The 23801-nt window shown below is 65.7% G+C and carries 27 protein-coding genes; 13 read left to right on the forward strand and 14 right to left on the reverse strand.

The genetic code is table 11. The annotated features are described in order from the left end of the window. Position 1 precedes the first annotated feature (1 nt). A complete protein-coding gene (locus E4K64_RS22585; protein WP_135165492.1) occupies positions 2-865 on the forward strand; it encodes an ABC transporter permease in 864 nt (287 codons plus the stop codon). Next, complete coding sequence (locus E4K64_RS22590; protein ID WP_164718759.1) at positions 865-1680, forward strand: ABC transporter permease; 816 nt, start codon at positions 865-867, stop codon at positions 1678-1680. Before E4K64_RS22585 ends, E4K64_RS22590 begins: the two co-directional genes overlap by 1 nt. On the opposite strand, the gene E4K64_RS22595 is transcribed toward E4K64_RS22590, so the two are convergent. Beyond that, positions 1681-2016, reverse strand: coding sequence for a hydroxyisourate hydrolase (locus E4K64_RS22595; protein WP_167772193.1), 336 nt, complete (start codon positions 2014-2016; stop codon positions 1681-1683). 26 nt (positions 2017-2042) lie between these two features. On the opposite strand from E4K64_RS22595, the gene E4K64_RS22600 reads away from it, so the two are divergent. Together E4K64_RS22600 and E4K64_RS22605 are read left to right on the forward strand one after the other, a co-directional pair. After that, positions 2043-3239 carry an MFS transporter gene (locus tag E4K64_RS22600; RefSeq protein ID WP_135165493.1) on the forward strand — a complete coding sequence of 399 codons (1197 nt, stop codon included), beginning with the start codon at positions 2043-2045 and terminating at the stop codon, positions 3237-3239. Then, the gene (locus E4K64_RS22605; protein WP_167772194.1) at positions 3226-4587 is read left to right on the forward strand and encodes an amidase; all 1362 of its coding nucleotides are present in this window, start codon (positions 3226-3228) and stop codon (positions 4585-4587) included. The genes E4K64_RS22600 and E4K64_RS22605 overlap by 14 nt, the downstream gene beginning before the upstream one ends. Positions 4588-4684: 97 nt before the next feature. Here E4K64_RS22605 and E4K64_RS22610 read toward each other — a convergent pair whose 3' ends face one another. From E4K64_RS22610 to E4K64_RS22650, 9 genes are all read right to left on the reverse strand, one after another. After that, positions 4685-5458, reverse strand: coding sequence for a helix-turn-helix transcriptional regulator (locus tag E4K64_RS22610; protein WP_135165495.1), 774 nt, complete (start codon positions 5456-5458; stop codon positions 4685-4687). A 438-nt stretch (positions 5459-5896) separates the two neighbouring features. Next, on the reverse strand, positions 5897-6493 hold the full coding sequence (locus E4K64_RS22615) for a DUF2478 domain-containing protein (RefSeq protein WP_167772195.1): 597 nt from the start codon (positions 6491-6493) through the stop codon (positions 5897-5899). 5 nt (positions 6494-6498) lie between these two features. Beyond that, entirely contained in the window at positions 6499-7215 is a 717-nt protein-coding gene (locus E4K64_RS22620; RefSeq protein ID WP_135165497.1) for a NapC/NirT family cytochrome c, read from the reverse strand. A 7-nt stretch (positions 7216-7222) separates the two neighbouring features. After that, a complete protein-coding gene (locus tag E4K64_RS22625; RefSeq protein ID WP_135165498.1) occupies positions 7223-7690 on the reverse strand; it encodes a nitrate reductase cytochrome c-type subunit in 468 nt (155 codons plus the stop codon). Beyond that, positions 7687-8631: a quinol dehydrogenase ferredoxin subunit NapH gene (gene napH / locus E4K64_RS22630; protein ID WP_135165499.1), complete on the reverse strand. Its 945-nt coding sequence runs from the start codon at positions 8629-8631 to the stop codon at positions 7687-7689. The genes E4K64_RS22625 and napH overlap by 4 nt, the downstream gene beginning before the upstream one ends. Continuing rightward, positions 8628-9392, reverse strand: coding sequence for a ferredoxin-type protein NapG (napG, locus tag E4K64_RS22635; RefSeq protein ID WP_135165500.1), 765 nt, complete (start codon positions 9390-9392; stop codon positions 8628-8630). Before napG ends, napH begins: the two co-directional genes overlap by 4 nt. Positions 9393-9411: 19 nt before the next feature. Then, positions 9412-11961 (reverse strand): nitrate reductase catalytic subunit NapA, encoded by a 2550-nt coding sequence (napA, locus tag E4K64_RS22640; protein ID WP_135165501.1) that lies wholly within the window; start codon positions 11959-11961, stop codon positions 9412-9414. A 26-nt stretch (positions 11962-11987) separates the two neighbouring features. Further along, positions 11988-12323, reverse strand: coding sequence for a chaperone NapD (locus E4K64_RS22645; RefSeq protein WP_167772196.1), 336 nt, complete (start codon positions 12321-12323; stop codon positions 11988-11990). After that, positions 12316-12663, reverse strand: coding sequence for a 4Fe-4S dicluster domain-containing protein (locus E4K64_RS22650; protein ID WP_167772197.1), 348 nt, complete (start codon positions 12661-12663; stop codon positions 12316-12318). Before E4K64_RS22650 ends, E4K64_RS22645 begins: the two co-directional genes overlap by 8 nt. Before the next feature lie 399 nt (positions 12664-13062). On the opposite strand from E4K64_RS22650, the gene E4K64_RS22655 reads away from it, so the two are divergent. Next, on the forward strand, positions 13063-14178 hold the full coding sequence (locus E4K64_RS22655) for an ATP-dependent DNA helicase (protein WP_126258858.1): 1116 nt from the start codon (positions 13063-13065) through the stop codon (positions 14176-14178). 204 nt (positions 14179-14382) lie between these two features. Continuing rightward, complete coding sequence (locus tag E4K64_RS22660) at positions 14383-15765, forward strand: twin-arginine translocation signal domain-containing protein (RefSeq protein ID WP_209311981.1); 1383 nt, start codon at positions 14383-14385, stop codon at positions 15763-15765. A 22-nt stretch (positions 15766-15787) separates the two neighbouring features. Here the strand turns inward: E4K64_RS22660 and E4K64_RS22665 are convergent, their stop codons facing one another. Further along, on the reverse strand, positions 15788-17473 hold the full coding sequence (locus E4K64_RS22665) for a caspase family protein (protein WP_135165505.1): 1686 nt from the start codon (positions 17471-17473) through the stop codon (positions 15788-15790). Between the two features lie 263 nt (positions 17474-17736). On the opposite strand from E4K64_RS22665, the gene msrA reads away from it, so the two are divergent. The 4 genes from msrA (at position 17737) to E4K64_RS22685 (ending at position 19668) form a co-directional block, all read left to right on the forward strand. Beyond that, positions 17737-18441 carry a peptide-methionine (S)-S-oxide reductase MsrA gene (msrA, locus tag E4K64_RS22670; RefSeq protein WP_135165506.1) on the forward strand — a complete coding sequence of 235 codons (705 nt, stop codon included), beginning with the start codon at positions 17737-17739 and terminating at the stop codon, positions 18439-18441. A gap of 30 nt (positions 18442-18471) precedes the next feature. Beyond that, positions 18472-18891, forward strand: a complete 420-nt coding sequence (msrB, locus tag E4K64_RS22675; protein ID WP_135165507.1) for a peptide-methionine (R)-S-oxide reductase MsrB — start codon at positions 18472-18474, stop codon at positions 18889-18891. Positions 18892-18998: 107 nt separating this feature from the next. Then, complete coding sequence (locus E4K64_RS22680) at positions 18999-19160, forward strand: DUF3309 family protein (protein ID WP_135165508.1); 162 nt, start codon at positions 18999-19001, stop codon at positions 19158-19160. 214 nt (positions 19161-19374) lie between these two features. After that, the gene (locus E4K64_RS22685) at positions 19375-19668 is read left to right on the forward strand and encodes a hypothetical protein (RefSeq protein WP_027560969.1); all 294 of its coding nucleotides are present in this window, start codon (positions 19375-19377) and stop codon (positions 19666-19668) included. Between the two features lie 129 nt (positions 19669-19797). Here E4K64_RS22685 and E4K64_RS22690 read toward each other — a convergent pair whose 3' ends face one another. Together E4K64_RS22690 and E4K64_RS22695 are read right to left on the reverse strand one after the other, a co-directional pair. Continuing rightward, positions 19798-20355, reverse strand: coding sequence for a DUF4112 domain-containing protein (locus tag E4K64_RS22690; RefSeq protein WP_126259018.1), 558 nt, complete (start codon positions 20353-20355; stop codon positions 19798-19800). A gap of 60 nt (positions 20356-20415) precedes the next feature. After that, complete coding sequence (locus E4K64_RS22695) at positions 20416-20841, reverse strand: DUF5413 family protein (protein WP_135165509.1); 426 nt, start codon at positions 20839-20841, stop codon at positions 20416-20418. A gap of 143 nt (positions 20842-20984) precedes the next feature. Here E4K64_RS22695 and E4K64_RS22700 point away from each other — a divergent pair, with 143 nt between their 5' ends. The 3 genes from E4K64_RS22700 to E4K64_RS22710 all read left to right on the forward strand — a co-directional run bounded on the left by E4K64_RS22700 (position 20985) and on the right by E4K64_RS22710 (position 22024). Further along, a complete protein-coding gene (locus tag E4K64_RS22700) occupies positions 20985-21227 on the forward strand; it encodes a hypothetical protein (protein ID WP_167772198.1) in 243 nt (80 codons plus the stop codon). 37 nt (positions 21228-21264) lie between these two features. Then, on the forward strand, positions 21265-21489 hold the full coding sequence (locus tag E4K64_RS22705; RefSeq protein ID WP_135165511.1) for a hypothetical protein: 225 nt from the start codon (positions 21265-21267) through the stop codon (positions 21487-21489). A gap of 247 nt (positions 21490-21736) precedes the next feature. Then, entirely contained in the window at positions 21737-22024 is a 288-nt protein-coding gene (locus E4K64_RS22710; protein ID WP_167772199.1) for a hypothetical protein, read from the forward strand. 139 nt (positions 22025-22163) lie between these two features. Here E4K64_RS22710 and E4K64_RS22715 read toward each other — a convergent pair whose 3' ends face one another. Then, positions 22164-23768, reverse strand: coding sequence for a hypothetical protein (locus E4K64_RS22715; RefSeq protein WP_135165512.1), 1605 nt, complete (start codon positions 23766-23768; stop codon positions 22164-22166). Positions 23769-23801 lie beyond the last annotated feature (33 nt).

Raw genomic sequence — 23801 nt, forward strand, 5'->3', positions numbered from 1 at the left:
GATGGGCGCGGCGCCTGCATCACGCGACGTGACGTCTTACGGGATGGGATTGGCGGCGCCTCTGGCGCTGTTCTTCCTGATCTTCTTCGTGGCGCCGCTGCTTCAGCTGCTCTGGCTCTCGCTGCACAACGACACGGCCGGGCTCCATTGGGGGCTCGGCCAATACCTGCACTTTCTCACCGATCCCTTCAGCCTCAGCGTGCTCGGCTCGACGCTGCTGCTGGGGGCCGAGGTGACGGCCGTCTGCCTCGCGCTCGGCTTTCCCATCGCTTGGCTCTACCAGCGGGTCGGACCAAAACTCCAGACCATCATCATCCTGATCGTGCTGCTGCCGCTGCTCACCAGCGTCGTGGTGCGTACCTTCGCCTGGATCGTCATCCTGGGCCGGCAGGGCATCATCAACGCGACACTGCAATCCCTTGGGATCATCGATACGCCCTTGAAACTGCTGTACACCCAGTTCGGCGTCGTGATCGCGCTGGCGCAGGTGCAGATGCCGCTGATGACATTGCCGCTGATCACCGCGCTCGGCAGGATCGACCCAAATCTCGACGATGCCTCCTGCTCGCTCGGTGCCGGAAGCTGGCGCACCTTCTTCCGGATCGTGCTGCCGCTGTCGCTGCCCGGCGTCATTGCCGGCTGCACGCTGACCTATGCCGCCGCGATCACGGCCTTCATCACCCAATCGCTGATCGGCGGCGGGCAGATGCTGTTCATGCCGATGTATCTCTATCAACAGGCCTCCACACTGCAAAACTGGCCGTTTGCATCGGCGATCTCGATCATTTTCCTGCTCGCCGTGCTCGCGGTCGTCTCCGTCTTCACCACGCTCGGCCGCCTGTCGCGCGGCTATGGAGGCGCGTGATGGCTGGCCGCAAGCGCACGCTGGAATCGTTCAGTTTCGAACTGGTGATGACGGTGATCGCGCTGATCGCTCTGGTCATCATCATTTCGCCCTCGCTCGTGGTCCTGATCGTCTCCTTCACCAGCGGCTTCTCGCTGCGCTTCCCGCCGCCCGGCTATTCGCTGCGCTGGTACGCCGAGCTCTGGGATGCCTGGCAGTTGCATTTCGCGGCGAAAAACAGCCTCATCGTCGCGCTGTGGGCAACCGGCCTGTCCGTCGTGCTCGGCGTGGCCGCCGCGCTGGCGATCTCGCGCTCGCCGACGCTGTCGGCGCGGCTGCTCGATTCCTTGTTCATGTCGCCGCTGGTGCTGCCGGCGCTGGCTTTTGGTTTGGCCGCGCTGATGCTGTTCTCGCTGGTCGGCCTGCCGGTCTCGCCGCTGACGCTCGTGATCGGCCACACGGTGGTCTGCGTGCCCTATGTCGTGCGCAACACGGTCGCCGCGCTCGCCCAGTTGGAGCCGACCCTGCTGGAGAGCTCGGCGGTGCTTGGCGCCAGCCGCCTCTACACCTTCCGGCGCATCGTGCTGCCGCTGATCCGGCCAGGCATCATCGCCGGCGCCTTCATCGCCTTCATGTCGTCCTTCGACAATGTGCCGGTCTCGCTGTTTCTGCGCGATGCCGCGACCGACATGCTGCCGATCCGGATGTGGCAGGACCTCGAAGGCAAGCTCGACGTCACAATCGCAGCGTTGTCAGGCGTGCTGATCATCGCGACGGTCGCGCTGGTTGCGGTCATGGAACGCGTCACGGGCCTGTCGCGGCGGCTGACCAATTGATCAGGCGCCGCGGAACAGCGAATAACCCCAGCGCGTGAATTTCAGCGGCAGATGAAAATGCTCGTCAACGTTCTCGATGCGAAAGCGGAACGGCGTCACGGTCAGGAAGCCGTCGCTGTCGCCAAAGAACTCGCCGAGATGAAACCTCACCTCGAACTCGCCTGCCGTCACGCCCGCGCCTTGCGCGATGGCATGATCGAGCACACCGTTGGCGCCGAGTCTCCCGTCGGCGATGCGCGCGGAGTCCGGATCGATCCGCCAGATCTCGACGCGCAGCCCCTTTGCCGGGCGCCCGCTCGCCACATCGACCGCGTGAATGGAAATGCCGCCTGCCACGTTGTTCCTCCCATGAGCAAGCCGCCATGGTAGACGGAAACGCGGCCGTTCGGCCAGCACCCGCATTGCTGCCGGCCCTTGGCGCGATGACCTTGCTGCAGGCCCTCGTTGCGCTTGCCTTGTTCGCGCCTGGCGTGGTCGCGCCGCGCGCCCATATCGAAGTCTGGCAGCTCTCGATGTTCTCCTGCGCTGTGTTCGCCGTCGGCATCCCGGCCTCGTTCTGGGGCGGCGGCTTCATCGCGCGGGCCGGCTCGCTGCGGATCGCGAGCCTGTGCGCGGCGGCCATCGTCGTCGGCATGGCGCTGGCCGCGCTCGGATCGACCGCCGCTCTGCTGGCCGCGGGCATCTGCCTCGGCCTTGCGATGGGGCCCGAGACACCGGCGAGCGCGGCGCTGCTGGCGCGGCTCGTGACCGCCGAGCGGCGCACCTTTGTGTTCTCGGTGCGCCAGACCGGCAACCAGATTGGCGCAGTCTGCGGCTCGCTGGCTCTGCCCGCGATCGCCATCGCGTTCGGGCCGGCCTGGTGCTATGCGGTGGTGGGCCTCTGCGCGCTGCTGGCGATCGTTCTGTTTGAATGGTTGCGGCCAGCCTACGCCGTCAAGCTCGTCCCGCCCCCGAAGCTCGATCTCCGCGCGCGGCTGGCGCTGATGACGGCGGACCGGCGCATCGCGATGCTGGCGCTGGCTTCGATGCCGTTCAGCGCGATGCAGGTGTCGCTCAACACGGTGTTCGTCACGCTTGGCACCCGTGAGCTCGGCCTCAGCCATATCGAGGCCGGGATGGCGCTCGCCTGCGCGCAAGCCGGCGGCCTCGTCGGCCGGCTCGGCTGGGGATTTGTGGCGATGCGGCTCGATGCCTCGCGGATGGTGCTCATCGTCATCGGTCTCGGCATGGCCTTCTGCGCCGCGCTGCTCGGCCTCGACGGCGGATCGTTCAGTCGCACCTGGCAGTTCGCGATTGCGGCACTGTTCGGCTTGACCGCCTCGGGCTGGAACGGAGTCTTCATTGCCGAGATCGCCCGCCTCGCTCCGCAAGACCGGATCGGCGAAACCACCGGCGCGGTGCTGACGGCGTCGTATGCCGGCCTATTGGCCGCGCCGGCGCTGGTGTCGATCCTTGATGGTGTGGCCGGCCTCGGCGCGGCCTTCTTTGCCTTGGCGTGCCTTGCCCTCTGCGGCACGGTGGCGCTGTTCTGGGGAGGCCGTGACAATGCCGGCGTATAATGCCCGCGAGATCGCGGCCGATGTCGCAGCCGGGCGGACCAGCGCCGTCGAAGCCGCACAGGCCGCGGTCGCCCGCATCGAGGCAGCCAAGGCGTTGAACGCAGTGGTCACGATCGATCCCCCGCGCACATTGGCCGACGCGGCGGCGGTCGACGCGCGCCTGCACGCCGGCGAGACGATGCCGCTGGCCGGCGTGCCCATCGTCGTCAAGGACAACATCTGGGTCGGCGGCTGGCGCGTGACCCAGGGCTCGCGCCTGTTCGCCGATTTCATCGCACCGCGCGACGCCATCGCAATCGAGCGCCTGCGCAAGGCCGGAGCGGTCGTCGTCGGCATCGGCGCAACATCCGAGTTCGCCTGCAAAGGCGTCACGACCTCGCAGCTTTACGGGCCCACACGCCATCCGCGCGATCCAACGCTGACGCCCGGCGGCTCATCCGGCGGTCCGGCCGTCGCCGTCGCAGCCGGGCTCGTACCGCTCGCGATCGGCACCGATGCGGGCGGCTCCAGCCGCAGGCCGCCCGCCCATGTCGGCGTCGCCGGCTTCAAGCCGTCTTATGGCGCGATCCCCTATGGGCCCGGCTTCGCCGAACCGTTCTTCGGCCTCTCCGTGATCGCGCCGATCGCCACTGACGTTGCCGATATCGCGCTGGCATTCGAGGCCATGGCCGGGGCCGATCCGCGCGATCCGGACTCCGCGCACATCGCGCAGGATGCCGATGATATCGCCGGCTTGCGCATCGCGTTCTCGCCGCGCCTCGGACTCGATGTCGCGGTCGACGCTGTCGTCGCGAACGGACTGGTTTCCGCTGTCGAACGCATCTCCGCCGGAGGCTCGCAGATCATGCAACGCGACCCGGCCTGGCCGGCGGGTGCGACGGAAGAGACCATCATGCCGCTCCAGCATGCGGGCCTTGCCGCCCTTTATGGCGACGCCTTCCGCAGGGACCCAACTGTCTTCGATCCTGATATCGCCAAGCAGATCGAGCGCGGCCTGTCCTGGTCGGGCGCCGAAATCGCCATCGCGCTCGGCGCGAGCGCCGCGATCGCCAGCGCGTTTGCGGCATTCTTCGGCGAGGTCGATCTGTTGCTGGCGCCAACCGTTCCATGCGTCGCGTGGCCACTGACACGGCTCGGCCCGGACATGATTGGCGGGAAGCCAGCGAGCCCGCGGTCGCACGCGGTGTTCACGCCCTTCGTCAATCACGCTCGCCTGCCGGCGATTGCGATTCCGTGCGGGTCGGATCGGAACGGATGTCCGTTCGGCCTCCAGATCATTGCCGCGCGCGGACAGGACCGCACCCTGCTTGGAGCAGCGCAACAGATTGAGGCCCTGCTGCGAACATAGATCCTGTGGCCGGATGCTTCTGCAGCAAGTCTGCTCAGATTAGCGGTTATCCGCGTATCGTCAATTTCAATAGCTCGTCCCGCGACACGCATTGGCCTCAGTTCAGGCTGCGCGTCAGCAGCTGCAGCACGATCGCAAACAGTTCGCTCTGCGAGGAGATGCCGAGCCGCTGATAGGCGCGCTTGCGATAGGTCAGCGTCGAATGCAGGCTGATGCCGAGGGCCTGCGAGATCGCTTCCGAGCTGAAGCCGGCGAGGATGCGCCGGCAGACCTCCTGCTCGCGCGGCGTGAGGCCGGCGAGCGGCGCGCGGGTCGCAAACAATGCGGCAAGCAACTGCTCGGGCGCCGCCTTCTCCTGAAAATGGCGGGCGACGCTCGCGCCGATCGCCGGTGCGATCGCCTGAAGGCGTTCGCGCTGCGCAGCAGCGAAGCGGCCCTGGGCTGCGATGCGATAGAAGTTGACGTAGTAGCAGCTGTCGCCAGCCCAGATCGCGGTGGCGCATTTGTCGACGATGCCGGAATCGTGGAAGAAGATCTTTCGGTAGCGCGTCCCGTACATGCGCGGCGCGAACGCGGGCAACATGATCGGCCCACCGCCCTCGCCTTCGAACAGCGCATCGCGATTGGGGTCGGATTCGTGGAACTGGCCGGCATAGGCGGCGCCGAGATCGCCGCCGATCGGGATGTTGCCGGCGTCGAGCAGGCAGTGTGCGGCACCGGCGCGATTCAGCGCGAACACCATGCAATGGCCGACACCGGCGTGGCGGCGCAGCGTGTCGATCAGGATGTCCGGGAAGTCGGGGCGACCGATGGCGAGCACTGCGGCCGTAACATCGCCCGCCACTGGAGTTGATGCCGCGTGGGGCCGCATGGGTATCCTCCGCAAGTCTCTTTTAGCGGAGGATATCAGCAAGGTGAGTTGGCGGAAAGTCGGCGAGATTGGCGTATGCCGCGCCATGGATCCCGGCTCTACAGCAACGCTACGCGTTGCAGGGCGTCCGGGACACGTGGCTCACTATGGATCGTGCCCCGGACGCAGCGCAGCACTTTAGTGATGCGCTGCTGAGCCGGGGCCCATGCCGGATCCAGACCGCCTATCCCGCCGCGGCCTTCACCGGGGCCACATTGATGGCGAGCTTGCCGTAGCGGTCGGTGAAGGCTTGGGTGTCGATCCTGCGCCTCGGGATTGTCGCGCTTCCACCTGTTGTACTCGTCCCACATGTTGACGGTGTAGGGCGAGGCGATCCTGTCCACCACGCCGTCAATTCCACGGCGTGGAAGAACAGGGATCGCGCGCCGGAGCGCGACCTCAGATCACGTGCAGATGCTCGCTGCCGATCTTGGGCTGACCGAGCAGAGCCGCAAGCGTCGCGATCGCATCCTGGTTTGGCTCCGGCGTTGCCTCGACCGTCCTGAAGTATTCGCCGCAGAAATCGGTCCAGGCCTCGATATTGCTGCCGGGAACGCCGATCACGAGGCTCTTGCCGGACTCGATGCAATGGGCAATCAGGTCGCGCAAGCCGCCGCCTTCCGCCTCGGCCTTGCCGAACTTGTTGAGAAAGACGATCTCGGCGTCGGCGAGCTGGGCTTCGACCAATTGCGCCGCTTCGAGCAGGCGCGGCATGGAGAGACGGCAGGAGGTCGCGCCCGCGCCGAGATCCTCCGAGATCGAGATCGACCGGTCGGTGGCGAGCTCGTGCAGAACCATGTCGCAGCGTGTGCGTCCCGGCTGGGGCACGTCCTCCTGGATCAGGCCGGCCAGGCTCTTGCCCGAGCGGCGAAGCTCGGCGACGAGACCTGTGAACCAACGGTTCACGGCAGGGCCCGAGTCATAGACCAGGGCAACGCTGAGCGCGGCGGAAGGCCTTGCCGCGCCGTCCGCGGTGTCGCGGGATTGCTGAAGCATGTCCATCACCTCGCCGCCTTTGCCTTGGCAACATCGGCATCCTGCAGGAAGTCGATCATCCGCTGCATGGGGCCGACCTCGTCGATATGGTCGAGCATGTCGCGATATCCCTCCTGGGCCTTGGGCGGCAGCTTATGCGCGATGCCCTGGTGGCAATCGATGCAGGTCTTGCCTTGCGCGAACGCGGTCTGGTGCAGCTTGGAGGCGCGCGGCTCCTGCACCGCATATTCCATGTGGTCGAACTTGTGGCAGTTGCGGCATTCGCGCGAATCCGTCGTCTTCATGCCGCGCCACACGCTCTTGGCAAGGTCAATGCGATGCGCGTTGAACTTCTCGGGCGTGTCGATGGTGCCGAGGATCTTGTGCAGCACCTCGTTCGAGGCCTGGATCTTGCGGACCACCTTGTGTCCCCATTCCTTCGGCACGTGGCAATCCGGACAGCTGGCGCGGACGCCGGTGCGGTTCGAATAGTGTACGGTGTTGCGGTATTCGAGATACACGTTCTCCTTCATCTCGTGGCAGGAGATGCAGAACTGCTCGTTGTTCGTCATCTCCATCGCCCAGTTGAAGCCGCCCCAGAACAGGACGCCGGCGGCGAATGCGACGATGACGATCAGCCCCCAGGCATAGCGCGCGGTCGGCGAGAAGAACCACCGCCACAATCGTTTCAGGAGGCCCGGCCGCGCGGCTGCGACGGCGGCAGAAGTGCTGGTGTCCTGCATGTCAGCCTCACTTCGCCTGCGTCGCGTTCTTGAAGATGTTGCCGACCAGCGGCTTCGCATCGGCCTGCGGTACGTGGCATTGCTGGCAGAAATAGCGCGTGCCGGCGACCTTATCGAGCCGCACGCCCTGGCGGTCGACGTAGTGCGTCTCGGAGATCTTCGGCGCGTTCACGCGGGTGTTGCCGGGCCAGTCGTGGCAGCCCATGCACGCATTGTTCTCCGTGGTGATCTGGTAGCCGTCGACCTTGTGAGGGATCAGCGGCGGCTGCTGGCGATAGGCGCGCTCGAAGCCGCTCGCCGGCACCGACTGCTTGGTCACCTCGGGCGGCGGCGACATCTCGGTCAACGGAGCTTCGCGCAGCGCCTTGGGCTGCCTGGCCTCCTGCGCGAGCGGCCCGGACGCCGCGAACGGAATGACAAGCGCGACGGTCACGGCCGCCGCCGCAATCAACGGAATCAGTCGAACAAACGTCATGAGAGGTCCCTTTCAAGGACGGTCGGCTGGGAAGAGACGACACGTGCCACTGGCGATGGCGCGGTCATGGAGGGGGCAGGACGCACCGCATTGCGGCCGCGCAGACCGAGATGGAAGACCTGCTTGGAGCAGACGTCGATACAGGCGCCGCAAACCGTGCAGTCGCCCGCGGTGATCACAGGCGTGGCGCCGCTCCGCTCCCCCCTCAGCGCGGGGCTGATGACGTGCGGCTCCGGACAGACGGCGAAGCAATCCATGCAGTCGTTGCAGGCGGCCCGGTTGTCGGCGGTGACGCGAAGCAGTGCGACCTTGCCGATCTGGCCATAGAACGCGCCGACCGGACAGAGATGACCGCACCAGCCGTGCCTGGCGACCAGGAGGTCGAACACGAAGATCGCCGCGGTGCCGCCGGCGCCGAACCAGAGGCCGAACACCAGCGCACGATGCAGCGCCGTCACCGGGTTGATCAGCTCCCAGGCGATCGACCCTGACAGCACTGATGCCGCGAGCACCGCCCCGACGAAATAGAGCCTGAGCTCCGGGCGGATCTTGGCGGTGAAGGTGATGTTAAGCCGGCGCCGCAGCCAGGCGGCGAGATCGGCCGCCGGATTGAGGGGGCAGACCCACGAGCAATAGGTCCGGCCGCCGAACAGGAGATAGGCGGCGAGCACGATGGACGCGCCGATCACCGACAGACCCTCGGGCCAATGACGCGCCGCGAGCGACTGCAGCAGGACGAAAGGATCGGTCAGCGGCAGCGTGCCGAGGGTCATGGACGAAGCCAGCGTGCCCTTGGCGATCCAGACGCCCAGAAGCGGCCCTGACAGGAACAGCGCGAGGAAGAGCAGTTGGCTGGTCCGGCGCAGCACCAGAAACCGCGAGGCGGCCCAAAGCCCCTTCTGCGCCCGCGCTTCGACATAGGGCCTGGCGTTCGCCGTCATGGCGAGCCTCCCTCGGGTCTGCGCACCGGCAGCTTGAGCGGTGCATCGACCAGGGCTCCGCCGGCCTTGCTCTTCTCTTCCCAGCCGCGCTTGTAATGATCGTCCTGCTTCAGCGCGGCGACCTCGATCGGCAGCACTTTGATCGCGGACTCGGTGAGCACGCAGGATTTCTCGCACTTGCCGCAGCCGGTGCAGTACTCGGCGTGAACGACGGGCTCGAAGATCGCATGCTTGGTCGTGCGCGCATTGTGCGAGACCTCGAGCGTGATCGCCTTGTCGATGGCCGGACAGACCCGATAGCAGACGTCGCAGCGCAGCCCCTGCAGATTGAGGCAGGTCTCGCGGCTGGTGATCACCGCGACGCCCATCTTGGCCTTGGCGATGTCGGTCAGCGCATGCTGGAGGGCGCCGGTCGGGCAGGCCTTGACGCAGGGAATGGTGTCGCACATCTCGCAGGGAACATTGCGCGCCTGAAAGAACGGCGTGCCCAGAGCGGGGCCGTCGGCCCAGTCCGCAAGCTTCAATGTGTCGTAGGGGCAGTCGCGGACGCAAAGGCCGCAACGGACGCAGGCCGCCAGGAAATCCTTCTCGGGCAGCGCGCCCGGAGGCCGCAGCGCCTGCGCGGGCTTGGCCCGCGAGGACACGCCGAACGCAGTCAGCATTGTTGCGGCGACGGCTGCGCCGCCGCCGAAACGCGTCATATCCTGCAGCGCCTTGCGGCGGCGCGGATCGCGCGGGATGCCTGAACTGGAATCCGACATGGCTCGTCCATCGAGGGGTTTAGGCCGACGTCACGCGGCAGGCGCACTTCTTGAAGTCGGTCTCCTTCGAGATCGGACAGGTCGCATCGAGCGTGAGCTGGTTGGCGAGCTGGCTTTCGTCGAAGAACGGGAAGTAGACGAGGCCGCGCGGCGGCTTGTTGCGGCCCTTGGTCTCGACCCGCGTCACCACCTCGCCGCGGCGGGTCTGGATCTTCACCGGCTGTCCGCGCAGCAGCTTGCGCTCGGCGGCGTCATCCGGATGCATGAACAGCGTCGCGGCCGGCACGGCGCGGTGCAGTTCGGGCACGCGGCGCGTCATCGAGCCGGAATGCCAGTGCTCCAGCACGCGGCCGGTGCACAGCCACAGATCGAACTCCTTGTCGGGCGTTTCGGCCGCCGGCTCGAACGGACAGAAGATGATGCGCGCCTTCTTGTCCGGCTTGCCGTAGAACGACACGCCTTCGCCCGGCTTGACGTAGGGATCATAGCCCTCGCGGAAGCGCCAGAGCGTCTCCTTGTTGTTGACGACCGGCCAGCGCAGGCCGCGCGCCTGGTGATATTGCTCGAAGTCCGCCAAATCGTGGCCGTGGCCGCGGCCGAACTTCGCATACTCCTCGAACAGGCCCTTCTGCACGTAGAAGCCGAACGCCGCGCTCTCGGAATTGTCGAAGCCCTTCTGGCATTCGGTGATCGCAAACTTGTTCACCTCGCCGTTGGCATAGAGCACGTCGAACAGGGTCTTGCCGCGCAGCTCCGGCTTCTTGGCAATCAACTCCTCCGGCCAGACCTCCTCGATCTTGAAGTGCTTGGCGAACTCCATCAGCTGCCAGAGGTCCGAGCGCGCCTCGCCAGGCGCCTTGACCTGCTGGCGCCAGAACTGGGTACGCCGCTCGGCATTGCCATAGGCGCCCTCCTTCTCCATCCACATCGCCGTCGGCAGGATGAGGTCCGCGGCCAGCGTCGTCACGGTCGGATAGGGATCGGAGACGACGACGAAGGCAGCCGGATTGCGATAACCGGGATAGCCCTCCTCGTTCATGTTCGGGGCCGTCTGCATGTTGTTGTTGCACTGGACCCAATAGGCGTTCAGCTTGCCGTCCTTCAGCATGCGGTTCTGCAGCACGGCGTGGTAGCCGATGTTGCCCGGGATGGTGCCTTCGGGCAGCTGCCACACTTTCTCGGCCGTCTCGCGATGCTTCGGATTGGTGACGAGCAGGTCGGCCGGCAGGCGGTGCGCGAAGGTGCCGACCTCGCGGGCGGTGCCGCAGGCCGAGGGCTGGCCGGTCAGCGAGAACGGGCCGTTGCCCGGCTCCGAGATCTTACCCGTCAAGAGGTGCACGTTGTAGATCATGTTGTTGACCCACGTGCCGCGTGCGTGCTGGTTGAAGCCCATCGTCCAGTAGGAGACGACCTTCTTCTTGGGATCCGCATAGAGTTTTGCGAGCCGCTCGAGATTCTCCTTCGGCACGCCCGACATCTTGTGGGCGTAGTCGAGCGTATAGGGCTCCAGCAGCTTCTTGTACTCATCGAAGCCGATCTTGTCCTTGAAGCCGGCCGGATCGAGCGCGCCGTCCTTGCCAGCCTTGTGCGAGGCGTTGACCGCCTTGATTTCAAGGGCGTGGGTCGGGCGCAGTCCGTAGCCGATGTCGGTGACGGTCGATGCGAACTCGACGTGCTTCTCGACGAAGTCCTTGTTCATCGCGCCGGAATTGACGATGTGGTTCTGGATGTAGTTGAGGATCGCCATGTCGCTCTGCGGCGTGAACACCATCGGATTGTCGGCGAGCTCGAACGAACGATGCTCGAAGGTGGAGAGCACGTGGACCTCGCAGCCTTCATGCGTCAGCCGGCGATCGGTGAGGCGCGACCAGAGAATCGGGTGCATCTCCGCCATGTTGGAGCCCCACAGCACGAACGCATCGGCTTGCTCGATGTCGTCGTAGCAGCCCATCGGCTCGTCGATCCCGAAGGTCCGCATGAAACCGGTGACGGCCGAGGCCATGCAGTGGCGCGCGTTCGGGTCGAGGTTGTTGGAACGGAAACCCGCCTTGTAGAGCTTGGCGGCGGCGTAGCCTTCCCAGATGGTCCACTGGCCCGAGCCGAACATGCCGACGGTCGACGGTCCGCCCGCCTTCAGCGCCGCCTTCCATTTCTCGGCCATGAGCTTGAAGGCATCGTCCCAGGAGATCGGCGCGAACTCGCCGTTCTTGTCGAACTTGCCGTTCTTCATGCGCAGCATCGGCTGGGTCAGCCGGTCCTCGCCGTACATGATCTTGGACAGGAAGTAGCCCTTGATGCAATTGAGACCGCGATTGACCGGCGCATCGGGGTCGCCCTGCGTCGCCACGACCTTGCCGTTCTTGGTGCCGACGATCACGCCGCAGCCGGTGCCGCAGAAGCGGCACACGCCCTTGTCCCAGCGGATGCCGTCGGTCTTGCCCGCCTGCGCGCTCGCCGCTTCCGGCAGCGTCACGCCGATGGTCGAGGCGGCAGCAACCGCTGCAGCCGCCTTCAGCGCATCGCGGCGCGTCGCCGTGGCTTCATTCCCGTTCGTCAGTTTCGTCACCATCGTCGGTCTCTCCGGCTCAACGAATCTCAGATTGCGGAGGCGCGCGCATGCGCGCCGGAATTCTGGCAGACGCCGCCGCAGCACGCGGCCGGCTCGGCCTCGACGGCGCTCTCGTCGTCGTGCGTATCGAATGCATGAAAGATCAGCGAGGCGCTGACGACGCCGGGCAGGCGATGCATGGCGGCGATCTGGTCGATCGCCAGCGAGGCCTGCGTATCGATGACGGTCAGCGCAAGCCTGTTGTCGCCGGAGGCGGCCTCCAGCTCGACGCCGGGCAGCGCCAGAATCCGGTCGATGAGATCGCGCTCCGCACCGGGTGCGAGATAGACGGCAACGCCGCAGATGTTGGTGGCTTCAGCCATTGTGCACGACCAGGTTTGCAAGTTCGGATACGAGCGCGATGCGGTCCCGCGGCGCGAGTGCGATGGCTTCGACCGGGCAGACCGGGATGCAATCGCCGCAGCCGGTGCAGGCCGCGGCATCGATCACGGCGCCTAGCTTCTCGCGCGCGAGAATGCGGATGGCGGAATGCTCACAGGCTTCGACGCAACGGCGACAGACGACGCCATGCCGTTCGACGCAGGCGGTGGCGCTGGAGACGGTCGCCACCTGTTCGGGACGCGTCTCTTCCAGACGCGGCGCATGCGCGTCGCGGCCGGATGCGAAAGGCAGAACGGCGGAAAATAGTGAGCGTCGTGACATTGGCCTCGGCATATCCGAATCCCCGCGGGCAGACCCGTGTTCAGGAATTGTCCAGGAGAATGCGCCCCATCGGGCACATCTCGGTCGACGCCGTTGTCACCGCTGCGGACCATAGGTTCCGGCGGTCCAGATCGCATTGCGCTAGATCAAGCAGCCAGGTGGTCACCCGCAAGCGACGATTAACCCGCGGCCGTCGTGGCGTGAAATTGCGCCAATCGACCAAGGCGTCTACCCGGCCTTCATGTTTGAGCCGACGAAGCCGGCTCACGCGGGTGAGAAATCAGCCGAGAGGGGTTGGCGGCCTCGATCTCCGGTGCCGCATCCGCCTTGAATGGACGGGTCGAATGGTTACTTTGGAGGGCGGCGAATCGCCGCGCGTCGCCCTTTCTCAAGACAGCAATGCCAACTTTCACTCCGCATCAGGACGCCGCGCTCAAAGCCGTCGGCGACTGGCTCAAAGCAAAACCCGGCCGTAGCGGCACCCCGCAGGTATTCCGCCTGTTCGGCTTCGCCGGGACCGGCAAGACGACGCTGGCCCGGCACATCGCCGACGGCGTCGACGGCGATGTGAAGTTCGCCGCCTTCACCGGCAAGGCCGCCCTCGTCATGCGCAACAAGGGTTGCGACGACGCTTCCACCATCCACTCGCTGATCTACCGCGCCCGCGAGTCCGGCGAGGAGCAGCCGAGCTTCGAATTGTGGGACGACGCGCCCGCCTCGAAGGCGAAGCTGATCGTGATCGACGAATGCTCGATGGTCGACGCCGAATTGGGGCGCGACCTGATGTCGTTCGACTGCCCGCTGCTGGTGCTGGGCGATCCCGCGCAGCTGCCGCCGATCCAGGGCGGCGGCTTCTTCACCAACACCTCACCGGATGCAATGCTGACCGAGGTGCACCGCCAGGCGCAGGACGATCCCATCGTGCGGATGTCGATGGACGTGCGCGAAGGCCGCGAGCTCGACATCGGCCGCTATGGCGAGAGCGAGGTGGTCTCGCGCAAGGAGCTCGACCCCGACAGGGTCATGGGCGCCGACCAGGTCCTGGTCGGCCGCAACAACACCCGCCGCGCCTACAACATGCGGGTGCGGCAGCGCCAGAACATCGAGGACGTCTTTCCGGTCGCCGGCGACAAGCTGGTGTGCCTGCGCAACAACCGCAAGAAGGGCCTGTTCAACGGCGGCCTGTGGCGGGTGAAGTCGCGCAACACCTCGCGCTCGAAGTCGCGCATTCTCTCGATGCGGCTGTCGCCGGACGAGGATTTCGGCCACAAGGTGACGAAGGTCTCGGTGCGCGCCGATTGCTTCGAGGGCGGCGTCGAGCAGATCGCCTGGGAGCAGCGCAAGCCCTACGACGAGTTCGACTACGGCTATGTGCTCACCGTGCACAAGTCGCAGGGCTCGCAATGGGACGACGTCGTGCTGTTCGACGAGAGCTTTGCGTTTCAGGAGAGCCGCGCCAGGTGGCTGTACACCGGGATCACGCGCGCGGCGAAGCGGCTGAGTATCGTTGTTTAGAGTTCGCTCCCGTAGCGCGGGCAAAGGCGCAACGCGCCGTGCCCGCGCTGTCTCTCTGCAAGCAAAGATCGTGGGCACGCTTCGCTTTGCCCACCCTACGGCACTGAGCATCGTGGTGTGAGGCTTTAGTCCGCACTGCCCGGATGCATTCACCAAGCGCTAGGCTTTGAGATGTATCACCACGCTGTCGGCAGGAGGACACGCATGGCTGAACGTTTGGGAAGACCCGATTACCTCGATCCGCGCGATGATACCTTCGGCGCGAGCCGTCGCGGGTTTCTGAAGTCGGCAGGCATCGCGGCCGGCACGCTCGCCGCATCGATCGCTGCGCCGAGACTTGCGCACTCCGCTCCGCTGCGTGCCGCGCATGCGCGGCCGGACAAGCCGGTGCGGGTCTCGAAGCAACGCCTCAACGCGCTGGCGGCGCAGTTCTATGCCGTGTTCAACGAGCACGACGTCCTGCCCAAAGACTTCTCCGGGAAGCATGAAGCGCGCTACGACGTCGAGCTGCGGCGTATCACCACCATGACGCGCGTGCCCGAGACGGGAGAGCGCGTGAAGGTCAGCGCGCTCGTTGCGGTCCCCGTCGGCGTGCGCGGGGCATTGCCGGTGTTGTCCTGGCAACACGGCACGATTCTGTCGTTCGATCAGGTTCCTTCGAACCTGCTGCGACTTGGCGACGAAGGCTACCAGCTTCGCGACAATATCGATTCGCTGGAGACGCTGTTCAACATCCAGCGCTTCGCCGGCAACGGCTATGCCGTCATCGCCGCCGACTACATCGGCAAGGGCCCGCTTCGCAACGGTCGTGGCGAGGCCTATGCGGTGAAAGGTGCCACGGTGCAATGCTGCCTCGACGTGCTCGATGCCGGCCTCCTCGAGTTGAAGACGCTCGGCCTTCGCCAATCCGCGCTGTTTCTGAACGGCTGGTCGCAAGGCGCGCTGAACACGCAATGGCTCAAGCAGGAGATGCAACGGCGCGGCATGAAGGTGACGGCAAGTGCGACCCAGAGCCCGTTCAACAATCTCGCCGAGAGCTTCCATTATTGGGTCAACCCGACATCCTATATTCCGTCCGCTGAGACGTCCTACCCGATGCCGCCGGCCTGGATCACGCCCTGCCTGGTCGTGCTGCTTGGAAGCTATCGCCAGTATTATGGGCTGAGCGATCTGTTCAAGACCGCCATCAAGCCGCAACATCAGGCGTTCGCTGAGAAATATTGGGCCGACTACAGCCTGGCAGGCGACACCGCCAAGACTGTTCCGCCGGCTGCAGACCTCCTGGTGGACGGGTTTTTCGACCGTTTCACCCAGGACACCAACAGCAGGTTGCTGCGCCAGCTCGGTCGCAACGGCGCGACTTTCTGGGACTACGATTCCCCGATCCGGTTTTATTACGGATTGGCCGACGAGGCGCTGCACCCGCGACTGGTCAAGCCGGCGATTGCCGCGGGTGGACGTTTCGCGGCCGGCGTACCGGTTGCCGGTGCAAGCCATCGCGGCACGTTTCTGGCAAGCCTCTATGGCAACGGCACCGTCCTGAACGGGCAATCGACCGCATTCGACTGGTTCAACTCGCTGATGTGAAAGCGCGCGGCAACGCCGGCCTTCACTTGCCCGCGACGAAATAGAAGTCTTCCCGTCCCGGCGGCGAGCCGTAGGTGAACGGCTGCTGCCCGTGCTTGGTCGCGGCCCAGACGTCGTCGCGGATGATGTCGAACAGTTTTCTGATCTCGACGCGGGGCTGCTTGATCTCGCGGGCGAGAGCGGTGGCGAACGGGCTGTTGGCGCTGCCGTCGCCGTCCATCGCGGTCTCGCCGTGCTTGGCGGCGTAAACCACCATGAAGCCGGCGCCGGGCTCGATGTTGGAAAAGCCCTTGTCGACCAGCTTCAGCGACAGCGTGCGCTGCATGGTCGGCGCGAACGGATTGTCGCGGCAGGCATCCAGGACCACGAGACGCATTTTTCGCGCGGCACCGACCGCCGCGATCACCTGCTCGAGGGCGACCGCCTGCGTCTCGGCGTCCTTGTCGGCGGCGAGCTTGGCATCGACGGGAACGAGATAGTTCACCCCGCCGATCTCGAAGCCGTGGCCGGCGAAATAGACCACGGCCCAGTCGGCCTTCTCCGCTTCCTCCGCGAAGGCCTTCAACGCGTCAAAGAACTTGTCGCGGGTAAGGTCGTTGACGGAGATCACGGACTGGAAGCCGACCTCGCGCAGCACGCTCGCGATCAGCTTGGAATCGCGCGGCGGATTGGGCAAGGCATGGACGTTCTTGTAGGCGCCGTTGCCGATCACCAGCGCCACGCGGCGGCCGGTGGGTGGGCTCCCCGGCGACTGCGGCATGAGCGCGGCGAGCCGCTCCTGCGCGATGGCACGGGCGCGCGCAACCTCGGTGTCGTCGAACTTCGTCAGCGAATAGGCCGCGGCGCGATAGTCGGCGCGGGCTTGCGCCAGATCCTTCCGGCGCTCGTAGATCTGGCCGCGGCCGGAATGGGCGCGGACGTTGTTCGGGTTGATCTGGATGGCCGTGTTGTAGTCCTTCAGGGCGGCGTCGAAGTCGCCCTTCATCATGCTGACGTCGGCGCGATTGTTGATCGCGAACACGTTCTTCGGCTGTTTCTCGATCAGGCGGTTGCAATCGGCAAAGGCCTGGTCGAATTGTCTCATCATGCCGTAAGTGATGCAGCGGTTGCCGGCGATCTGCGGTGCGGCCGGATCGATCTTCTCGGCCTCCGCAAAATCGGCGAGCGCACCGTCGAAATCCTTCAGCAGCGTGCGCGCACGGGCACGATTGGTCCAGGCAAGCAGGAATTTCGGCGTGTACTTGATCGACAAGGTGAAATCGTCGACCGCGCTTTGCAGCGCGCCGCGGCGGGCGTGAATGACGCCCCGGTTGTTGTAGGGAACGCCATAGGCCGGGCGCTTCTGGAGCGCGAGGTTGTAGTCCGCCATGGCGAGGTCTTCCTGGCCCTTGCGCTCATAGGCGAGGCCGCGCAGGTTGAGGGCAACGACGTAGTCAGGATCCAGATCGATCGCGATCGACAGGGTCTCGATCGCTTGGTCGTAATCCCGCTTGTTGATCAGCGTGTTGCCGCGCACGGAGAGCGCGATCGCCTTGTCCTTGCCGCCGAGCTGGTCGGCCTTCAGCAGATTGTCGCAGGCGCTCGCGCGGGCCTGGGCCTCGGCCTGGCGGTCACGGCAGATGGCGAGCTCGTCGGCATGCGGGTCGGCCGCCGCGCTCGACGCGCCGGCGGCCAGGATGACGAGGGTCAGGGAAACGACGCGCAACATGTTGTCAGGCCTGCTCCAGCCAGCAAGTTCTTCGTGAGTCGATGATCGATCGCCCGGGTTCATCTAGCGCGGAGTTCCCGGTCTCGCCAAGGCGCGCGCTCGCCGCGCCGTCCCCTGCGGCCTATTTCACGGACTCGTGTCCGTCGCGTCGTAACAATCTGCTGCAGCGTCCGTACCTCGGATGATGCGAAAAGGCCGCCGGACAACTGTTCGTCCGGCCCTGATCGCCCTAGACTGTCAGACCTTGCGAAAGAGGACCCGCCATGCGCCGACCTGCCCTCGCTTCCCTGCTCGCCGCAACCGCCGCCCTGACGCTGGCCTTTGCCATGCCGTCCCGGGCAGCGGAGAATGCGGTCGTGATCCCGGCTCCCGCCATGGATGCAGCGCCCGCGAGCGGGATCCAGACCGCCGTCGTCGCCGGCGGCTGCTTCTGGGGCGTGCAAGGCGTCTTCCAGCACACCGCCGGAGTCATCAACGCGGTCTCCGGCTATGCCGGCGGCACCAAGGCGACCGCTGACTACCAGACCGTCTCGAGCGGTCGGACCGGCCACGCCGAGTCCGTCGAGATCAAGTACGACCCGAAGAAGATCTCCTACGGCAAGCTCCTCCAGATCTACTTCTCGGTGGTGCACGACCCGACCCAGCTCAACCGCCAGGGCCCCGATGTCGGCCCGCAATATCGCTCGGCGATCTTCACCACCTCGGACGAGCAGAAGAAGGTGGCGGAGGCCTATATCGCCCAGCTCAACAGCGCCAAGGTGTTCAGCAAGCCGATCGTGACCAAGGTCGGCGCGCTGGAGGCGTTCTACCCGGCGGAGGCCTACCACCAGGACTATCTGACCCTGCACCCCAACCAGCCCTACATCGCCTATAACGACCTGCCCAAGGTCGAGAACCTGAAAAAGCTGTTCGCGGATAATTACATTGAAAAGCCGACGCTGGTGAGTGCCAGCAAGGCCACCAACTGATCGCAAGATCATCTCAAGAACGGGAGACCCATGCCCGACACCAAGACGAAAACCACCGACGACAAGGTCATCAAGAGCGAAGAGCAGTGGCGGCGCGAATTGTCGCCGATGCAGTATGCGGTGTTGCGTGAGAAGGCGACCGAGCGTCCTTTCTCGGGCGAATATGAGCACGACCACCGCGCCGGCACTTATGTCTGCGCCGGCTGCGGCAACGTGCTGTTCTCGTCGGACGCCAAGTTCGATTCCGGCTGCGGCTGGCCGAGCTTCACCCAGCCCGCGGTCGACAGCCATATCGACGAGGAGCGGGACGTGAGCCACGGCATGATCCGCACCGAGGTGCTCTGCTCCAAATGCAGCGGTCATCTCGGCCACGTCTTCCCCGATGGCCCCGGACCGACCGGCTTGCGCTACTGCATTAACTCGGCGGCGCTGAAGCTGAAGCCCGAATAATCGGCCTGTGCGGTCGAGTTCCTTCATGGAACCCGACCGCACGATGTGCTTTTCTTCTTTGGCGGTGCGGCCGATCATCGCATTTGGCGGCAGCGAGGGAGGAAGCCATGCTCGGGACCATTCTGATCGTCCTGGTGATCATTTATCTGCTCGGGGGCCTGTCCGGCCGCCTGGGCGGTTACGGCTATGGCCTCGGCCATTCCGGCATGGGGATCGGCGGCGTCGTGCTGGTGGTGCTGATCGTCCTGCTGCTTCTGGGCAAGCTGTAAACCATTCAACATATTGAAATTATTAGACTTATTGCAGCCGCGGGGCTGCCATGCGCGGATTCATCATCTCTCATCGCAGGGGTCGCATTTTTGTCAGATCGGCTTATATTAGGAGGCGAAAATGGCATGTGCGGCGGGCTCGCTCGATTGCGGCCCCTGCCCTCCCAAACCCCACGCGCTTAAAGCCCCAGAGAAGATCACGAGGTCTTTGACCATGCGTCCATTGCGTCCGTTCAACTTCAACACCTCCGCCGAACTCTTCCCCGCCGCGATCCGGAAGAAGAAGCGTGCGGGCTTCACCTATCGCCGGTTCGGCACCGCGGCCGAAGCCGTGCAGTTCGCGATGGAGCAGTTGCCGACGGACTCGCTGAACGGCGCCTATCTCCAGGTCGAGGAAGCGCGCTTCGACCAGAACGGCATCCGCTCGCTCTATGAGAGCGAGGCCTTCCCGCTGCCCCGCCGTCCCAAGCCGGCGCCCGCCGCCGAGACCGACGCCGACGCGGCGTAAGTTTTCGCTGAGCCTTACGATGTGCGCGGAAAGCGCGATGACCGAAAGGTCGTCGCGCTTTTTGCGTTCCGGGCCTTCCGTCTTCTCCCTCGCCCCGCTTGCGGGGAGAGGCAAAGGAAGAAGCTCGCCTTACATCCGCGGCTGCTTGTCGAGCCAGCGGCGGAGCAGCCGCACATTGCGCATGTTGGCGCGGAACATGACGTCGAAAGCGTCGCCCGCGAACGGGACCAAGCCGACGACGCCGTCGAGCGCGACATTGCCGAGCATGCGCGCGGTGACGTACCAGGGCGCGCCCAGCGCGCGGGCCTCGCGCACCAGCCACAGCGAGATCGCCGTGGTGATGATGTCGCCGACCACGGGGATCAGACCGATCAGCCCGTCGATGCCGTAGCGGATGTTGGTGCCGGGCAGGATGAAGGCGATGTCGAGCAGCTTTGCGATCGCCTCCAGCCGCGCGATCCGCTGCTCCCGCGTCAGGTTGCCGAACGGGCTCCCCGAGAACGGATTGTCCTTGCCAAACTCGACGCGGAACTCGCGAAACCCCTGCTCCAGCGTTTCGGGGCGGATTTCGCGGCCGTCCTGGTCGATGATCGGCCCGCGGGCCTCGGTGCCCGAAAAGGGCGCGCGCGAGCCGCTCCCCGAACGGGGCCTGCGCGGAGCGAGAATATCGTCGTCGGACATGGTCATGGTCTCGAGGGAACGCGCCGGCGCGGCGGAAGTTCTGCGCCGCGCCCGAACGTCGCGCACTCAGGTCGGCGCCGCCACAGCCTGCGGCTCCTTGACGTATCTATGCACGAGCCAGGACGAAATCACCGCCGGCACAAAGCCGACGAGGCCGTACAGGATGAATTGCACCGCGCCGGAATCCGGCCCGCGCGAGCTGTAGGTGAGCGAGGCCAGCACGAAGGCGCACAGGCCGACCAGCAGCATCCGCAAGCCCGGGCCGACCCGCCTGATGTGAACCAGGATGTCGTCGACCGCACCGATCATCAGCGCCGGCAGCAAGCCGAACAGATAGCTGTATTGCAGGGTCTTGAAGAACACCGCGAACAGCTTCCCGACCTCGCCGAGACTGGTCTGGGTCCAATAGCCGGACTGATATGTCGTCGTCAGCAGCAGCAGAAACCCGCCGACGAACGGGCCAACCAGCGCAAACACCAGATAGCGTTTCATCAAACACCCTCACACTTCCCGGCGGTTATAGCAGCGCCGCGGGAACCTTGAATAGCGGGGCCGGCTCCGCCTTTGGGGGAACAAGTGAGAGGGCGACGAGTTCAGACAGAACCTTAATGATCCCTGGCAGATTGGAGTCGCCGATGGCCCGCAAATTTCTCCTGGCGACAATCGCGCTGGCGGCCCTGACCGGCCTGCCGGACGCACCCGCTCTTGCGCAAGGCCATATGGGCACGCCGCAGGAGCAGCAGGCCTGCTCGCGGGACGCATCGCGGTTCTGTCGCAAGGACCTCGGCAACGACGGCGCGGTGCAGAGCTGCCTGCAAGCCAACCGGGCCAAGCTGTCGAAGCCGTGCAGCAAGGTATTTCAGAGCCACGGCATGTGACGATCGGGGATCGTTCCCGCAGATGGAGAGTGAAGTCATGTTGCGCGAGGAAGAACTCTCAATCCTGCGGGACATCAGCCAATCCGTTGCCTTCGCCGACGACCGGCAAGGCAAGATGGGCCAATTGATCGCCGACGGCTACGTGATGAAGGACGGTGACCTGTTCGAGCTCACCGCCAAAGGCGTCACCGCCGTCGAGGAACACGCCGCCGCGCTTGGCGCGAGCGATGTGGAACAAGCGAGCGCCGATCGGCTGATCTGATCGCACGCGACGTGACTCGCGTGCAACAATTGCGAATTCCTTTGCGCCGACCATTGCAGGCTCGCGACAATGGCGCATACTTCGCTCGGGCGGCGCAGCACTTTTCGATTCGGACAATCAAGAAATCGAGCGACCACATCCGGGCCAAGTTCCCGGCGTGAAGGCTGTGACATGCGGCAGATCAAGTCGCGTGCGGCGCCCCAAGAACCAAGTGGCTCAAGCCTAAGGATTCGGGGATCCATTCTGCATGACACACTATCAGACCATCGCTTCGCTGCTCAAGACCACCGCTTCGCTGTTGGCCGTCGCAACCGCAGCCATCGCACTCCAGACCTCGCCCGGCCTTGCCTTCTCGTCCGAAGCGCAGCAGATGTGCACCGGCGATGCGATGCGGCTGTGCTCCAGTGAAATCCCCGACATTCCGCGGGTCAGGGCCTGCATGGTCCGGAATAAGGCGCAGGTCAGCCCGGGCTGCCGCGCCGTGATGGACCGCGAGGCTGTCGCCTCGCGCAAGCGGGAAGCGGCGGCGCAGTAATCATCCATCCAGGATGTCATTCCGGGGCGGTGCGCAGCACCGAACGCGGAACCCATTTGCCGACATCACCCGCTGCACGATGGATTTCCGGGCTCGCGCTCCGCGCGCCCCGGAATGACGAAGGATTATAGAAAGCCTGCTAATCGCCCCACTGCGCGAAGGCGTCGTTGAAGGCGCGCTCGCCGGGGGCGCCCTTCTCGATGGCGATGATGGCGCGGCGCTGGTTGGCGTAGACCAGCGGCACGTCGAACCACGAACGCTCCTTCAGGAGCTGGACGTTGCGGGAGCGGTCGGCATCGACGTTGGACAGGCCGACCAGGAAGAAGCCGTCGGTGACCTTGACCGCGAGCCCTGCGAGCGGCGTGCCGCGCGCCTGCTCGTTCGACTTCATCAGGATGCCCGGCACGTTGGAAACGCTGCCGCCCGGAAAATCCGGCGGCAGGATGAAGGTCAGCTCCGCCGTGTGGCTCGCCGGCAGCGAGGAGTCGGTGTTGCGGCGGAACGACATCGTCATCTTGAATTTGCGGTCGGGAATCTCGATGTCGGCGCGCACGGCGACGTCGGCCTTCTGGTTGCCGGAGGCCTTGATCGGCTCCAGCCGCCACACCACCGAGCCGACATATTGCTTGCCCTTCGGATCGGACGGATCCTCGTCATAGAGCACGACCTTCTGCGCCACCGGCGCGACAGGCTGGTCGCTGGCCGAGGGCTGGCCGACGCGATCGGGAATCTTCGGCTTGGTCTGCGGCTGCGAGGCAGTGTTCGGCGTCTCCACCACCTGGGTCGGCGAGGACTTGAACAGGTTGGTCGCGATCTGGAGCAGCGGCTTGCCCCAGAGGATGCCGGCACCGACCAGGATCAGGACGATGCCGACGGCGATCGCGCTCTTGAACGGGAAGGCCGAGCCGGTGCGGACGCGCTTCTTGGCCTCGCGCTCGGGCGCGATGCGCGGCCGCGGCGAAGGCGGCAGCGCGTAGCGCTCGGCCTCCTCGATCGACTCGTCGTAGGAATAGGGCGCGTCCTGCTCGCCGGCGCGGTTTTCCAGGCTGGGCTCGAGCCGGTCGAATTCCGGCGAGGGCGAGGGCACGTTGGCGTAGGTGCGGCGCGCGGCGCGGCTGGCCTGCGCGGCCGCACCGCCGAGATCATTGGCATCGGCCGTGATGTCGCGGAAGCCGCGCACGCCCGGTGCCGGCGGCAGCGACGGCGGCCCAAGATCTGGCGGACGGCGGGCGCCGGCGCGATCGCGTCCAGCCGCCGGCGGCTCCGGCATCGGCGGCGGCGCGGCCGGTCCGGCTTGGCGCGGGGCGTCGAAACGGGGAGCGCGCGGCGGGCGCTGGGCGTCGCCCTGGTCGTCGAGGTTGACGGACGGACGGTCGGCCCGCGGCGGCGGCGGAGCCGGACGCGTCCGCGGCGGGGCCGGCGAGGCCGCAGCCGCGTTGCCTTCAGCGGCTCTGGTGCTGGCGCGGCGAAAGGCATCCCCGCTGCCGCCGCTGCGCCCGCCGCCACCGGGGCGCGAGGCCTCGCGGGCGCGCTGGGCCGCCTCCGATTCGACCTTGCGGACGGCCTCTTCCAGCGACAACCTTTCGCGGGTGATCTCGGATTCGGAGAGCGGCGGCTGCACGCTGCGCAGCTGCGCGATCAGGGCCGTGCGCGCCCGCTCATAGAGCGCGCGACGGCTTTCGCCGGGAGCGTTGGGGTCCAGGGCGGCAATAGCGCGGGCGATCAGCGGATAGTAATCAGCCATTTCTACTCAATTATACGCGCGTCCTGGTAAGAG

The organism is Bradyrhizobium frederickii (genome assembly GCF_004570865.1).
GTDB classification, from domain to species: domain Bacteria; phylum Pseudomonadota; class Alphaproteobacteria; order Rhizobiales; family Xanthobacteraceae; genus Bradyrhizobium; species Bradyrhizobium frederickii.